This is a genomic window from Nitratireductor sp. ATLC21 (genome assembly GCF_057196525.1).
Genome location: NZ_JBXUOU010000004.1, coordinates 1 through 14,907 on the forward strand (window position 1 = coordinate 1; position 14,907 = coordinate 14,907).

13 protein-coding genes are annotated in these 14,907 nt (G+C 59.0%); 9 read left to right on the forward strand and 4 right to left on the reverse strand.

Annotated features, from left to right (window positions below; translation table 11 throughout):
• The 3 genes from AC2CHD_RS17990 to AC2CHD_RS18000 form a co-directional block, all read left to right on the forward strand.
• A partial coding sequence (locus AC2CHD_RS17990; protein ID WP_484554753.1) for a tryptophan synthase subunit alpha occupies positions 1-301 on the forward strand: 301 nt, incomplete at its 5' end.
• A gap of 80 nt (positions 302-381) precedes the next feature.
• Positions 382-990: a LysE family translocator gene (locus AC2CHD_RS17995; protein ID WP_484554754.1), complete on the forward strand. Its 609-nt coding sequence runs from the start codon at positions 382-384 to the stop codon at positions 988-990.
• Between the two features lie 173 nt (positions 991-1,163).
• Entirely contained in the window at positions 1,164-1,706 is a 543-nt protein-coding gene (locus tag AC2CHD_RS18000; protein ID WP_229450892.1) for a peroxiredoxin, read from the forward strand.
• A 57-nt stretch (positions 1,707-1,763) separates the two neighbouring features.
• On the opposite strand, the gene gndA is transcribed toward AC2CHD_RS18000, so the two are convergent.
• The 3 genes from gndA to AC2CHD_RS18015 form a co-directional block, all read right to left on the reverse strand.
• Positions 1,764-3,188 (reverse strand): NADP-dependent phosphogluconate dehydrogenase, encoded by a 1,425-nt coding sequence (gene gndA / locus AC2CHD_RS18005; RefSeq protein WP_484554755.1) that lies wholly within the window; start codon positions 3,186-3,188, stop codon positions 1,764-1,766.
• A 193-nt stretch (positions 3,189-3,381) separates the two neighbouring features.
• Positions 3,382-4,152 carry a DeoR/GlpR family DNA-binding transcription regulator gene (locus tag AC2CHD_RS18010; RefSeq protein WP_229450648.1) on the reverse strand — a complete coding sequence of 257 codons (771 nt, stop codon included), beginning with the start codon at positions 4,150-4,152 and terminating at the stop codon, positions 3,382-3,384.
• Positions 4,153-4,159: 7 nt separating this feature from the next.
• Complete coding sequence (locus AC2CHD_RS18015) at positions 4,160-5,032, reverse strand: HAD-IIB family hydrolase (RefSeq protein WP_484554756.1); 873 nt, start codon at positions 5,030-5,032, stop codon at positions 4,160-4,162.
• Positions 5,033-5,209: 177 nt separating this feature from the next.
• On the opposite strand from AC2CHD_RS18015, the gene phnD reads away from it, so the two are divergent.
• From phnD to phnE (AC2CHD_RS18035), 4 genes are all read left to right on the forward strand, one after another.
• On the forward strand, positions 5,210-6,211 hold the full coding sequence (gene phnD, locus AC2CHD_RS18020) for a phosphate/phosphite/phosphonate ABC transporter substrate-binding protein (protein WP_484554757.1): 1,002 nt from the start codon (positions 5,210-5,212) through the stop codon (positions 6,209-6,211).
• Positions 6,212-6,292: 81 nt separating this feature from the next.
• Positions 6,293-7,087 carry a phosphonate ABC transporter ATP-binding protein gene (gene phnC / locus AC2CHD_RS18025; protein WP_229450651.1) on the forward strand — a complete coding sequence of 265 codons (795 nt, stop codon included), beginning with the start codon at positions 6,293-6,295 and terminating at the stop codon, positions 7,085-7,087.
• Complete coding sequence (gene phnE / locus AC2CHD_RS18030) at positions 7,084-7,890, forward strand: phosphonate ABC transporter, permease protein PhnE (RefSeq protein ID WP_484554758.1); 807 nt, start codon at positions 7,084-7,086, stop codon at positions 7,888-7,890. The genes phnC and phnE (AC2CHD_RS18030) overlap by 4 nt, the downstream gene beginning before the upstream one ends.
• On the forward strand, positions 7,884-8,687 hold the full coding sequence (phnE, locus tag AC2CHD_RS18035; RefSeq protein WP_229450653.1) for a phosphonate ABC transporter, permease protein PhnE: 804 nt from the start codon (positions 7,884-7,886) through the stop codon (positions 8,685-8,687). The genes phnE (AC2CHD_RS18030) and phnE (AC2CHD_RS18035) overlap by 7 nt, the downstream gene beginning before the upstream one ends.
• Before the next feature lie 129 nt (positions 8,688-8,816).
• On the opposite strand, the gene AC2CHD_RS18040 is transcribed toward phnE (AC2CHD_RS18035), so the two are convergent.
• Positions 8,817-9,152 (reverse strand): hypothetical protein, encoded by a 336-nt coding sequence (locus tag AC2CHD_RS18040; protein WP_484554759.1) that lies wholly within the window; start codon positions 9,150-9,152, stop codon positions 8,817-8,819.
• Between the two features lie 302 nt (positions 9,153-9,454).
• Here AC2CHD_RS18040 and AC2CHD_RS18045 point away from each other — a divergent pair, with 302 nt between their 5' ends.
• Positions 9,455-11,134, forward strand: a complete 1,680-nt coding sequence (locus tag AC2CHD_RS18045; protein WP_484554760.1) for a Na/Pi cotransporter family protein — start codon at positions 9,455-9,457, stop codon at positions 11,132-11,134.
• A gap of 190 nt (positions 11,135-11,324) precedes the next feature.
• Entirely contained in the window at positions 11,325-14,297 is a 2,973-nt protein-coding gene (locus tag AC2CHD_RS18050) for a dermonecrotic toxin domain-containing protein (protein ID WP_484554761.1), read from the forward strand.
• Positions 14,298-14,907 lie beyond the last annotated feature (610 nt).

Consider the following 14,907-nt stretch of genomic DNA (forward strand, 5'->3'; position numbering starts at 1 on the left):
CGTGTCGATGACGGGTGTGACAGGCTCGGCCCTGCCGGACACGAACAATGTGTCCGAAGCGGTTTCGCGCATCAAGGAACACACGGATCTGCCGATCTGCGTGGGCTTCGGTGTGAAGACGGCGCGTCAGGCCAAGGCGATTGGCGAGGCGGCGGACGGTGTTGTCGTTGGCAGCGCCATCGTTGCGGCCATCGCCCAGTGCTATGACGACAACGGCAAGCGGATCGAAGACCCCGCCGAGGCCGTGGCAACCCTTGTGAAGGGGCTGGCAGACGGGGTGCGTTCTCGCCAGATGGCTTAACGGTTTTGCCGATCTGATGCCTTGGCGGCAATGCGCGGTGAACATAGGATGGCGGCAAGCATCCCGCCAAGGAGAACACCATGATCGCCTGGTCGATCTTCATACCGGCCTGTTTCGCGCTGAACTGCGCGCCCGGCCCCAACAACATGCTGGCCTTTTCCAATGCCGCGCGGCTGGGTCTCGTGCCTGCTCTTCTGGGCGGGCTGGGCCGCATGCCGGCCTTCATGCTGTTGATCGGGGTCACGATTGTGGGCCTCGGCGCGGTGCTGGCGGCCTCGGCCACGGCCTTCATCATCGTGAAGATGCTGGGCGCTGCCTATCTAATCTATGTGGGCATACAGTTCTGGCGCAAGGCGCGGGAGCTGGCAGCTGCCCGCTCGCTCGATTCCGCCATCGGGACCTTGATGCGCCGTGATTTCGTGATCGCCATCAGCAACCCGAAAGCGATTGCCGTTTTCACCGCCTTTTTTCCGCAATTCATCGATGCATCGCAGCCCGCATGGAGCCAGCTTGCGGCCATGGGCGCCGTCTTTCTGGCGCTGGAGGTGGCGGCGGTCGCGCTCTACGTGGTCGGCGGCGTTCTGCTTGGGAAGATGCTCAAATCCGAGCGCATCTTTGTGCATCTCAACCGGCTCGTTGGCGCGGTTCTCATTGCTTCGGGCGGCACTATGGTGCTTTCACGCGGCTGAAGAGAAATGCTGCGGATTGCCGCAGCGCAAGGTCTTCACTTCGCGCCTGCAACATGTTCTATTCCGACCTGTCTTTTCCGGCGCACCCTCCCGGCAGCCGGAGTTCAAAATTTCAAGATAGAAGCCGCCCGGCCATTGGCCGGGATGGCGGTGTATTTGCCAAAGGACTAGCCATGACCGTGAGAAAAGTTCCCAACGTTACCTTCCGCACGCGCGTTCGCGACGAATCGATCGAAGGCCCCAACCCGTACCGCTGGGAAGAGAAGACCACTGCCGATTTCTTCGGTGGCAAGCGTGTCGTCCTGTTCTCCCTGCCCGGCGCCTTCACCCCCACCTGCTCGACCTACCAGCTTCCCGACTTCGAGAAGCTCTACCCCGAATTTCAGGCAGAGGGCATTGACGAGATCTATTGCATCTCCGTCAACGACGCTTTCGTGATGAACGCCTGGGGCAAGGCGCAGGGGCTGAAGAACGTCAAGCTCATTCCCGATGGCTCGGGCGAATTCACCCGCAAGATGGGCATGCTGGTCGCCAAGGACAATCTGGGCTTCGGTATGCGTTCCTGGCGCTATGCGGCGGTGGTCAACGATGGCCGGATCGAAATGTGGTTCGAGGAGGAAGGCTTCTCCGACAATTGCGACACCGACCCTTATGGCGTTTCCTCGCCGCAGAACGTCCTGGACGCTCTGAAGAAGGGCGAGGCGCAGGCCGCCTGATCATTCAGGAAACCTGATTTGAGAGGCCCGGATGGCGACCCCGTCCGGGCCTTTTCTTTATTCGGCGGCCTGATCGACCAAGGACGGCCAGTCGCCGTGCAGGTCGGCGCCGCGTCCCTCGATCTCGAAACCGTGCGAGCCGAAGAAATCGCGCTGGCCCTGAATGAGATTGGCCGTGCCGCGCGCCTGCCGATAGCTGTCGAAATAGGCGAGCGATGACGAGAGGCAGATCAGTGGCAATTCGCCAAGCGCGCCAGCGGACACCACGCGGCGCAGTGCGGGGCTCGCCTCTTTCATCAGGGTGGCGAAATCCGGAACCATCAGGAGATTGGTGGCCGCATCCCCGGCAAAGGCGCTCGCCATCTGGTCGAGAAAGCGGGAGCGGATGATGCAGCCGGCGCGCCAGATCCTGGCGATGGTGGCAAGCTCAAGCCCCCAGCCCTGCTCTTCGGACGCGCTGGCGATGACCGAAAATCCCTGCGTGTAGGAAACGATCTTGCCGGCCAGCAGTGCCTGCTCCAGATCATCGATCGTGATGTCCACCTTGCCCTGGCGCTTGCCATAAAGCGCTTCTGCGGCAATGCGTTCCTGCTTGCGCGAGGAGATGGAACGGGCAGCGACCGCACCCTCGATGGCCGTGGCCGGCACGCCGAGCTGCTGCGCGGCGATGGCTGACCACACACCGGTGCCCTTCTGCCCTGCCCTGTCGAGGATCATGTCCACGAGCGGCCTGCCGCTCTCGCCATCCATGGCTTCCAGCACATGGCCCGTGATCTCGATCAGATAGGAGTTGAGCGGGCCCTCATTCCAGCGCTTGAAGACTTCGGCGCAGGCGGCGGCATCCATGCCCAGCCCGTCGCGCATCACGCCATAGACCTCGGCGATCATCTGCATGTCGCCATATTCGATGCCGTTGTGGATCGTCTTGACGAAATGGCCGGCCCCGCCCTCGCCAAGCCAGGCAACGCAGGGCTCGCCCTTGAATCTCGCGGCGATGGAGGTGAGCACGGGTTCCGCATCGTGCCATTGCGCCTTTGAGCCGCCCACCATGATCGAAGGGCCATGGCGCGCGCCTTCCGCGCCACCGGAAACGCCGACGCCGAGATAGCCGATGCCCTTGGGCTTCAGATAGTCGAACCGACGCTGCGTGTCGCTGAAGAGCGAGTTGCCGCATTCAAGGATCGCGTCGCCCTCATCGAGCAGAGGCAGAAGCTGCTCGATCATGTCGTCCACCGGCTTGCCGGCCTTGACCATGATGATGATCGAGCGCGGCTTCTTCACCGATTGCACGAAGGCTACGAGATCGGCCTCAGGCAGGACGCGCTTGGCAAGCCCCTCGGCGCGTGCCGCTTCGACAAAGGCATCGATTTTCGGAGTGGAGCGGTTGTTGACGGCGATGGTGTGGCCTTTTTCCGCGATGTTGAGGGCGAGGTTCGCCCCCATCACGCCAAGGCCGATCAGGCCGATATCCGCTTTCGACATGCTTCAAGTCTCCGGTTCGTAAAACGAGGCGGCACTATGCACCAGACCGCCGGCCGATGCATCATCGCCAGATGGGAAGAGCTGGTTTCTTACAGCGCCGCGCGTCTTATAAGACGCGCAAAGGACGCTGTAACACTTTCAAATGATGCATGTTCGTTGTCTTTCAAATGAATTCATTTGAAAGCGACATGCATTAGCCCGCCAGATGCACATCGACATGCGCATCGGTCAGCGCCTTTGCAAGACGTCCCGTCGGCTGCTCGTTGGTGATGATCGCCGTGAGGGCGGAGAGCGGCTCAACCGTCGCAACGAGATTGACGTCGAACTTGGAGTGGTCGACCAGAAGATAGCTCTCGTGGGATTGGCGGATCATGGCGCGTTTGACGCCGACAGCGAGGCGGTTCGCCTCGGTAATGCCGCTGGCGGTCAGGCCGCTCGCGCCGATGAAGGCGCGGTTGGCATTGTGCCGGGCGATGAAATCGATGGTCTCCGCGCCGTAGATCCCCACCTCTCGCGCCATAAAGTCTCCGGGACAGATGACCACCTGAATGGTTTCGTTCTGGGCAAGGGCCGAAGCCACGGCAACGCTGTTGGTGAGGACCGTCAGGTCGTGCGCCATGGCCGCCAGATTGAGCGCGAACTGATGTGTGGTCGAGCCCGCATCGATCATCAGGACTTCGCCGGGGCGCACGAGCGCGGCCGCACGTGCAGCGATCTGCACGCGCTCCTCAATGCGCGCCTGATCGCGCTCGCCAAAGGGCGGCTGCGCACCCATGGGTGCCGCAGATGCCCCGCCATAGGCGCGGCGGATCAGGCCTTCCTGGCTGAGTGCCTCGACATCGCGGCGAACGGTTTCCGTGGAGACGCCGAACCGTGCGGCCAGCTCGGACGTGCGCACATGGGGATGGTGCTGCAGTTCAAGGATGATCTGCTCGCGGCGCGCGGTTTTTCTAAGACGCGTCATTTCCCCCTCATGCCCCTGTCATGCCTCCTCTGGCACGAAGAATGGCATCTGCCACCTCCGCAAACCCGGCGCCACCGGCCTGCCGGGTGATCCATTTGGGCGGCGTTACGCTGCCATCCAGAAAGTCGACGAAATTTGCAACACCAACACTGTTTTCAAAGAAGCCGAACATGGGCGCATCATTCGGGGAATCCCCAACGAAGATCACGTTCCCATCCGCCTTCTCCAGATCCAGGCCGTACCGTTCGGAAAACAGGCGGCGTGTCATGGCCAGCTTGTCATATTGGCCAAACCATCCATTGACATGGATGGATGACACTTTTGCGACAGCTCCCGCATCTTCAAAACAGGTGACGATGCGGGCGATGTCCGCATCGCTCAGTCGCGGGCCATCTTCGGCGAAATCAATGGCGAGATCGGCCTCGCGGAATTTCTGATCGGCGGAGAGCCGCGCGCCGGGGACAGAGCCGAGAATCGTCCTGGCCAACCGGTCGAGGCGCTGGCGTCCATCATGCCGCTCCTCGGAAGACTGGGCGAACACCCGGATCATGCCGCCCTGCGCAGAACACGCGAAGTAGAACGCCCCGTTTTCCCCCACCACGGCATCAACGGGCCACAAGCGCGCAATCAGGTCGCACCATCCGGCGGGGCGCCCTGTAACCGGGACAACTGCAATGCCGGCTTCCTGCAGGCGCTCAAGCGCTTGGTAGGCAAGGGCGGGCAAACGCCCGGAGGTGGTGAGCGTGTCATCGATATCGGTGAGAACATAGTCGACCCCGACGAGAACATCGGTGCCGATACCCGCAAACGGTCTCGGCTCCAACGCCCTGGCCTCTTCCCGCTTCACCGCCATTTCCACCACCGGACACCTCTCCAACATGAGCGATCTGCCACGCTTTTAGCCGTGTTTCGGAGATTTTTCGAGGGATTTCCAAATTATCTTGAATTGAATATTGCAAACTACCACAGAAATTCGATACGGTCCGTGCAAATGGGTGCGGTGGAGCGCACCCTGCATGGGAGAAGCGGGCGCAAGCCCGCGCAGGAGGAGAAAACAATGTCTTTCGTGACCGATACACGACTTGGCGGCAGCGCCGCTGCGGCCCTTCTTGGCGTTTCCGCATTGCTGGCAGGCACCGCCGCACAGGCGCAGGACTGCGCCAATCGCGGCCAGCTCGACGCCATGTATTGCGATGCCGATGGCGACCTTGTCGCCGATGCGCCAACCGATCCGGCGAAGCTTTCCAACCCGGACACGCTGGTTTTTGCCTACACGCCGGTTGAAGACCCGGCGATCTATGAGGATATCTGGGAGCCTTTCATCGAGCATCTTGAAGAGGTGACGGGCAAGGACGTGCAGTTCTTCGCCGTGCAGTCCAACTCCGCCGAGGTGGAGGCCATGCGCAGCGGGCGCCTGCACATCGCCGGTTTCTCGACAGGCCCGACGCCCTTCGCCGTCAATCTTGCCGGTGCGGTGCCCTTTGCGATCATGGGATCGGAAGACGGCAATTTCGGCTACAAGCTGCAGGTCTATACGCGCAAGGATTCCGGCATCAACGAGATGGCGGATTTGAAGGGCAAGCGCATCGCCCACACTTCGCCCACCTCCAATTCCGGCAATCTCGCGCCGCGCGCGCTCTTCCCCGGGCTCGGTGTCGTGCCGGAACAGGACTATGAAGTGGTCTATTCGGGCTCGCACGACCAGTCCATGCTGGGCGTGGTGGCGGGCGACTATGACGCCGCACCGGTCGCATCCGAAGTGGTGGACCGCATGGCCGAGCGCGATCTCTACGATCCGGAAGAGGTGAAGATCGTCTGGGAATCCGACCCGTTCCCGACCACCTCCTACACCTACGCCCATGATCTCGATCCGGCGCTGGTGGAGAAGATCAAGGAAGCCTTCTTCTCGTTCGATTTTGCCGGAACGGCGCTCGGCGAGGAATTCTCAGGTGTCAGCAAGTTCGTGCCCGTCACCTACCAGAAGGACTGGGCCGTGATCCGCGAGATCCAGAAGGCAAATGGCGTGGAATACACGCCGCAGGGTCTTGCGAAAGAGTGATCCTCCTGCGGGCGCGAGATTCCGGGGTTTGGTCTCGCGCCCGATTTTTTCCGATCACTCACTGATTTTCGGAGTTGATGCATGCTGAAGATTTCGCAGCTGGTGAAGCGCTATGGCAATGGCGCGCCGGTGCTCAAGGGCCTGGATCTGGAAGTGCCCGGCGACAGCGTGGTGTCCATCATCGGCGCGTCCGGCGCGGGCAAGAGCACGCTTTTGCGCTGCATCAACCGGCTGGTGGAGCCGAGTTCCGGGTCGATCGAGTTGAACGGTCTCATGCTCACCGACCTGAAGGGCGCGAAGCTGCGCGCCGCCCGCCGGCGCATCGGCATGATCTTTCAGGGCTTCAACCTGGTCGACCGGCTGACGGTCATGGAGAATGTACAGTCGGGGCGTCTCGGCTATCTGCCGCTTTGGCGTGCGGCGATGCGGCGCTATCCGAAAGAAGACATTCGCCGCGCCTATGAGCTGATGGAGCGCGTGGGCATCGCCCATTACGCCAACAAGCGCGCGGACGAGCTCTCCGGCGGCGAACGCCAGCGCGTGGGCGTGGTGCGCGCGCTGATGCAGGAGCCGGAAATCCTGCTTGCCGACGAGCCCACCGCCTCGCTCGACCCGAAAACCTCCGAGCAGATCATGGAACTGCTGCGCGCGCTCTCACGCGAATATTCCCTGCCGGTGCTCATCAACATTCACAATGTGGCCGAGGCCAAGCAGTATACCGACCGCATTGTCGGCATGCGCTATGGCCGCATCATCTTCGATGCCGGACCGGATGCGCTCGACAAGGATGCGATGGACGAGATCTACGCCGGCGTACCCGCCGAAGAGCGCGGCGAAATGGACAACGTCACGCCGCTGAGGGCCCAGAAGGCATGAGCGCCGAGACCCCTTCCCTGCCCGAAACCTGGCGCAAGCCGCCAATGATCGCCAATCCCGTGCTGCGCTACGGATTGCTGGCGGCGGTGGTGATCTATATCGGCTGGGCCTTCTTCATGCTGCCGATAGACTGGGAGCGGATTTCGCAGGGCATGACGCGCGCGGCACGCATCTTCAGCGGTGCCTTTCCGCCAAGCTTCGAACGCAGCGGGCTTTTGATCGACGGGTTTCTGGAAAGCCTGAAGATCGCCATTCTGGCGACCGTGGGCGGCGTGCTCCTGTCGATCCCCATCGCCTTCATGGCAGCCAAGAACCTGGCGCCGAGACCGGTCTATCTGCTTGGCCGCGGGCTCATCATTGTGGCCCGCAGCTTCCACCCGGTCATCGTGGCGATCATCTTCGTGAAGGCCGTGGGCTTCGGCCCCTTCGCCGGTGTTCTGACCCTGATCGTCTATTCCATCGGCTTCGTCGCCAAGATGCTGGCCGAGCGTATCGAAGAGATCGACTGGGGCCAGGTGGAGGCGATGCGCGCGGTGGGTGCCGGCTATTTTCCGACACTCATCTACGCGGTGTTCCCACAGATCATGCCGCGCCAGATCGGTCTGAGCATCTATCAGCTCGATAGCAATCTGCGCGCCTCGGCCGTGGTCGGCATTGTCGGCGCGGGCGGCATCGGCTCGACACTGGCCAACGCCTTTGGCCGCTACGACTACGACTTCGCACTGGCCATCACCATCGTGATCGTCGCCGTCATCCTTTTGAGTGAGGCGATCAGCGGCCAGATCAGGAAACGGATATGGTGAGCATGGACACCTCCCTCGAAGACTGGGCGCGCTACACGCCGCGAGAGCGGATGCAGCGCTACGCGATCTTTCTCTTTGCCGTGATCACGATCGTCTGGGCCCTGACCAGCATCGATGTGATCTGGCCCTGGGTGTTTGACGCGCCGCAGCAGATGGGCGACCTGTTCAGCCGCATGGTGCCGCCGGATGTGACGAACCTGCCGAGCATTTTGTGGGTTCTGGTGGAGACGGTGAACATCGCCACCATCGCGACGGCAATCGCCGTGTTCGTGTCGCTGCCCGTCGCCTATATCGCCGCGCAGAACACGACACCGAACGCCGCGACGCTGTGGCTCGGGCGCTTCATCCTCGTGTCCAGCCGCTCGGTCAACACGATCATCTGGGCGCTTCTTTTCGTGGCCATATTCGGCCCCGGCATCGTGGCCGGCATCATCGCCATCATGTTCCGCTCCATCGGCTTCATCGGCAAGCTTCTGGGCGAAGCCATCGAAGAGATCGACCGGCGTCCCGTCGAGGCGCTGGAAGCGACCGGCGCATCGCGCTTCAAGGTGATCCTCTATGCCATCGTGCCGCAGGTGATGCCCACCTTCTGGGCCGTGGCCATCCTGCGGTGGGACATCAATTTGCGGGAATCCACCGTTCTCGGCCTCGTGGGCGCGGGCGGCATCGGCATCATCCTGCAAGGCGCCATCGACACGTTCAACTGGCAGGAAGCGGCCACGGTGCTTCTGGCGATTCTCGCACTGGTCGTTATTGGCGAAGTCGTTTCGGCATGGCTGCGCAAGCGGATCATCTGACATTGTAGCAACGGGCGGATCCGCGCGCCCCTGGCAAAGTGGGGGAGCCCGGCTAGGCGCCGGGCTCCTTTTTCTTGAAGGATTTATCGCCCGTGCGCCAAAGCTGCCGACAGGCACTATCAAACAATCTTATAATCGTGCGGTGATCGCGCCTGCCGTACCGCCCGTGAGGGCCCCGAGCGCAACACCGGCCGCAGTGCCGACGGCTGTTCCAATCGTCGCACCGAGCCCGGCACCGGTCGCGGCACCGGCGAAAGTCCCGACGACAGGAAAGACAGATCCCAGAACGCCGCCGGCGATGCCGCCAGCCAGCGCTCCACCGGCTGTGCCAAATGCTGCCCCGATAGGGCCACCCACTGCCAGACCAAGGCCACCCCCCGTCGCCATGGCTCCAAACGACGAGCCGCCGCCGCCATAGCTGTAGGGAGAGCGAATATTATTACAGTAATTAAAAGAAGTATTCACAATAAACTCCTTCATGTATATAACTATAATTAACATTTTTATTTGCATCTTTCGCTTTTTTGATGCATTTTGACCTGAATATATTTTTCCTCAGTGGTCAACCGATTTTTCAAGACGTCCGGGATTTCAAAACGCAGCGATAACCGTCCTTCAAGGAATGAACATTTGCTAATTTAGAATTACAAATGTAACATGCCCCTTTAGCATCTTCGGCAAGCCTGAAGGGGATTTCCGGTCTTGTGGCAGAATTTTCTGCAGGCTCACCGGAGGACCGGGTTTGTGTTAGACTTATTCGAGGCGATATGAGCGGTTCCGTGTTCTTTTTGCATATGGCCGGGGCAGTGGCATTGCTGCTTTGGGCAACTCGCATGGTGCGAACAGGCGTGGAACGCGCCTATGGCAATCTCTTGCGCCAGCGGCTGCGGGAGACGTTGGGCAATCCTGTTCTGGCTGCGCTGACCGGCCTCGCCCTTTCTATTGCCCTTCAAAGCTCCACGGCTGTCACACTTTTGATCGGCTCTTTCGCGGGCCTCGGAATCGTAACCGGACTGTCAGGCATTCTGGCCGTACGCGGCGCAGAGGTGGGTTCGGCTCTGGTCGTCAAGATCCTCAGTTTCGATCTGACATTGCTCGTGCCACTCTGCATTCTGATCGGAACGGTCATTTTCCTTGCCACGGAGCGCCGTCAATGGCGGCAGTTCGGTCGTATCCTCGTGGGCGTCGGCCTCCTTATCCTCTCCCTGGAGATGATGGGCGAAGCCTCCGAACCTCTCAGACAAAGCACCATCGTTCCGCTCATCGTGGGCTACCTGTCCGACGATCCGATTACGGCATTTCTGCTGGCTGCGGTGACAACCTACCTCTTTCATTCGAGCATTGCAGCCGTGCTCCTCCTCACCACATTTGCCGCCCGCGGCATCGTCTCTCCCGAGCTCGGCATCGTCATGGTTCTGGGTGTTAATCTCGGCAGCTCCTTCATCGCGCCGATGCTGACGCGGAGTTCGCCGCCAAGCTACCGCATCGTTCCCCTTGGCAACCTGCTTATGCGCGGTCTGGGTTCGGTCATCCTTCTGCTGTGTTACGTGTTTTTCAATCCCAGCCTGGAAATCCTGGGCAGCGATCCCGCGAACCGGATCATACACACGCATATCGCCTTCAACGTGTTGATCCTTGTTGCCGGGATTCCGCTTTCGGGTCTGGTGCTCAAGGCCACCCAGGCGCTCGTCTCGCTGCAAGGGGGAGGAGACGACGACAAAGTCGACCAGGACGAAGAAATCCAAATGGCGGAAACCAGCGCGCTTGACGTGAGCGCTCTTGATACGCCGCATCAGGCACTGGCGAATGTGACGCGCGAAACCGTCCGCATGTGCGAAACGGTGGAGTTCATGCTGTGTCGCATTCTCGAGCTCTATGAGAAGGCAGACCGGAAATCGATCGCTGCACTCGCCGCTGTCGACGACACGGTGGACCGACGCCATGCAGCCATCAAGCTCTATCTTGCCCGCATCACCCGCCACGAGATGACAGAAGAGGATGCGCGACGCTGCCATGAATTGCTCGGCGTGTGCGTCAAACTCGAGCAGGTAGGCGATATCATCGTGCGCAACATGCTCGCCCATGTTCAGAAAAAGATGGAACGCGGGGTCGAATTCACCAGCGAAGGCTGGCGGGAACTTGCCGGTTTCCATGCCTCCGTTCTGGCCAATGCGCGCCTGGCGTTCAACCTTCTGGTCACCCAGGACACCGAGACCGCCCGCGAGCTGGTGATGGAAAAGGATCGCTTACGCGACGTCGAGAAGGAAACCAGTCAGCGCCATTTTGAAAGACTGCGGCAAGGCACCGAGCAAAGCGTGGAAACAAGCTCCATCCATCTCGATACGATCCGCGATCTCAAACAGATCAACTCGCTTCTGGCCACATTTGCCTATCCAGTGCTCGAAGAGCGTGGACTGCTGAGCGGCTCTCGACTGAAGGCAGGTTAAGGCAGCTGGAAAGCAGATCCAGAGACTTCATCTCGCCGCTCACCCCGCCGCACATACCAGGTTTAGATATGGCTCCATTCAGTGGGGGCGCGCGCTGACAGCGCGCATAGAAATCTCTATATACAAACATAAAATAGAATATAGAATAAAGGGGGAATATACTTTAAATATATTAGGCTTAAACAATTACATGACAGTACTAAAATCAAACATATTTAATAACAATATGTATTCTACGGGATTGAAGCCTCCCGCAGTCAAGCGCCCGGCGTCCGCCTCGAAAACGGATCCGTCTCTCGAGACAAACGACAGGCTTGGCATAAAAAAAACAGACACCCGCACATCCTCGGAGACGCGTGTTCTGGCACAGATTTTCAAATGCAGTTTGAGCGAAGAGATGCGTAAGGAGATCGCCACCTTTTCGCAAACCATTCGTCGGGAGGCGCCAAACATTCACGCGCTGGCGCGCACAACAATGAGCAAGATTGTGAAGGAAATCAGTGGTCAGGACGCTGATCCAGACAAACTGTTTTTGAATACATTCGGCTCTGCTGCATCTACCACCGCCAGCTTCACCGGGTGGGAGCATACCGGTCAGCCGATTTCGTCGGTACCCCTGACCGACCTGCTCCTTCAAAACTTCAGCGCCGACCAGCAGTATGAAACTTCCGACGATCTGAACGTTTTTGAGGGGGTTTATACTGAAGGCGCTGGAGAATCCTATTATGGAGCGCCCAACGAATTCAGGATCTCTATCGCAGACCTCAGAGACGCCATCTGGAAAGAGGATTTCCAGCCGAAAGTCCTCGAAAAAATCCGCTCTTTCTGGGAGCACCACAAGGACGAAGTGACAGCATTGGCCAAGGTGCAGTTTGCAACCTCGGCGATAGAGGCAGTGCAGCAGTCCCAGCTCTCCCTCGAAGGTTTCTCACTGGCCATGAAAGGTGCGGGCGCCCGTACGGACAAGTATCTTTCTGCAATCGCGGGCGGCATCGGCAGCGAAACAGACCAGGACGTGAAAACACTGACTTTTGACATTAATGGTTATGCGGCGAGCGACATCCTGCGATTTGTCGGCTCCGACGGGCATACAGTTCTCTATGTTCCGGGGGAAACTCCGGCGTTTCATGAATTTAAGGACAATGCTTCACTTGAGAGCTGGGTCAAAAAGGCAGCAGATTCGCCAGAACAAAGAGCTCAGCTTGAGCACCACTTCTCAATATACAACCTTCAGGACGGCCTCTGGTACACGGGTGTCGAAAACGGGCTTAAAAAACTTGGCTCGCATCAATGGGTTTCAGGCATCAATTCGAAAAGCCGAGCGTTTTCAGCCGACCCTTTCGCTGACATTGCACTCAACATGCAAGAACGCAGCCTTTCAGACGCTGACACGCTGATCAAATCCGACAGTGAGGTCACCCGCGATACCTGGATCGATATGCTGCGCGGCTTCAACAAGATGTTTTGGCCTCTCCTCATGCTTGCGCCAGAAATCGAGTTTGCAGTGCTGGCCGTGACCATGGGGAACGAGATCGGCCTTGAGATCGACAAAGCCGTGTCTGGCGACACCTACGGTGAACGCAAGGAGGGGTTTTACGGCGCCGTTTCTACCGGCAGCATGGTGCTGGCCGGTGCAGCGCTTGGCGCGGTTGGACGCTCGCTTGTGGAAACAAAGGCCTTCGCCGCAGAAGCCGGCGAGGAAATCATGGCGGGCGCCGTCGAAATGACCGCTCCAGAACCCGCTCTCAAGATCGGAGACATATCCGACTACCAGGTCGATGCTTCCGTCATTTCCGGGCGCGAGGCAAACGGTGCGGATATTTATCAGGTGGATGACCGCTACTACCTCTCCGTCAAAAACCCGGACAGCCACTTCCGTGTTTATGAGATCAGAAGCGATTTCAAACTGCGTGATGGCTACGTAAATGTGATCGATCCGAACACGCGGAAATCGGTTGCTATCCTGCACAATGATGGATCCGGCGACTGGAGGAAGATATCTGGCGCTGGTGGGGGAGTAGATCGGCCACCTTATATTGCCAGAAATACAGACGACGGCGGCCCGGAACTCGACCGACGCGGATATGTGTCCCTCAAGACAGCAGAAGAAATTGCGAAACTCAAAACGACTTTCAACACGATCGAGAAACTAAAAGAACGGGTCGACGCCCTGAGATTCAAGCTGGAAGATCTGGGTAGAGAGGCCGAGAAGGATGGGCGGATCGGCAACTACCGCATCGTGTACCGCCTTGACGACGTTACCCCTCGTATTTTGCAGAAAGACAAGGGCTTCCGCCCCTCCATAAATTTCGCGGCAGTCACAAACCGTATCGACGGTGCACCGGCAACCATTGGCAGCGCATCGCTATATGCCAACAACAACATAATGTTCAACCGGCAGTTGAATCCTGAAAACGACATCATGATTCAGTATCAATATGCGATCAGGATGCACGAAAGAAAATCTGGTTCACACGTTGATGGCGGAAACTTGGATCACGAGTTCCTTGACGAAGTGCACTTCCCGCCCCCGCCTGCGAGTGATGTATTTCTGATCGATTCGTCCGAAGACTGGGTCCGGGAACTCATCGCAGATATCGCAAATTCTGACCGATTCAACACTGCCTATGGAATACCGCTGGATGTGTTTGAAAATTACAGAACCGGCCGTATTTCTCTCAATGGATCGGAGGCACCAGAACTGCCTCGTGGATCCAGTGTCTCGGCTGAATCAGGCGTTCCTCAAGACAGTCTCGAGTCCTTTGACACCAAACTCCATGGTCAAAAGCGCACGCGCGACTGGGTGGAGACCAATGCGGCGGAGCCCACGCCGGGGCCATCACGAGCGATGGGGTCGAGCGGCCAGCGAATTCCATATACTGGCACCCCTGAAACAGATGCGCATTCTCCCACACCACCCGAGTATGAAGGTACAGTCCACGAGCGGACGCAACATTGGGTCAACACCGGCACGACTATCCATCCAGAGGAAGAGAGACTGCCAACTCACCCCCTGTCGAATCACGAAAAGGCCATGAACTGGATCCGTGAGAACATGCTCAACTCCGAGATCAACAATGTGGTTTTGAACGATGCCCCGGAACCTCCTCAGAGCCCGCCGGGCGACTGGGTCAAAGCGTATGACCATTCAAAGGACAGCTAGGGGCACCCGCCAACCAGAAAGTCCTGGCGAGCACGATCACCGAGAGCCTGCTTCGACGCAGCACGCACGCCTTCCATGAAGGTGCCCGCAAGCGGGGTTTCGGCGAATCGGTTGGCCGGCTCCCCGTGGCGGCGCCTTCGGCGATGAGGCTGCTCTCATCGCCCTTGCTGCTTGCGTGCTCGCGACTGCACGGCACGATCGACTGGATCACATCGTCGTCCCCGCGCGCAACCTCCACCTTGCGGGCGATTGCGGGCCGCCCGATAGAAGGTCTGGAGACGGATGGCAGATCTACGGGAAGATCGACACTCAGCTTGTGGTCTTCCGCCGCCCTCGCCCATGCTCAAAAAAAGATGGAACGCGGGGTCGGATTCGCCAGTCAAGGGACTCAGACAGCATCATTTTAAAAGACTGCGGCAAGGCCCCAAGCAAAGCGTGCATTGCTGAGTGGTTCTCGTTTGAAAGCAAGCTAAACCTGCTTCTCACCCAAGAGAACTGAAGAGAATAAAATTCCCCCGGTAAATATAGTTAATTCTACTATTGCTTTCACAGGAAATAGACAATCAACAAAATATTTTATAAGCTGGATAAAGAATCTAATCTACGAATT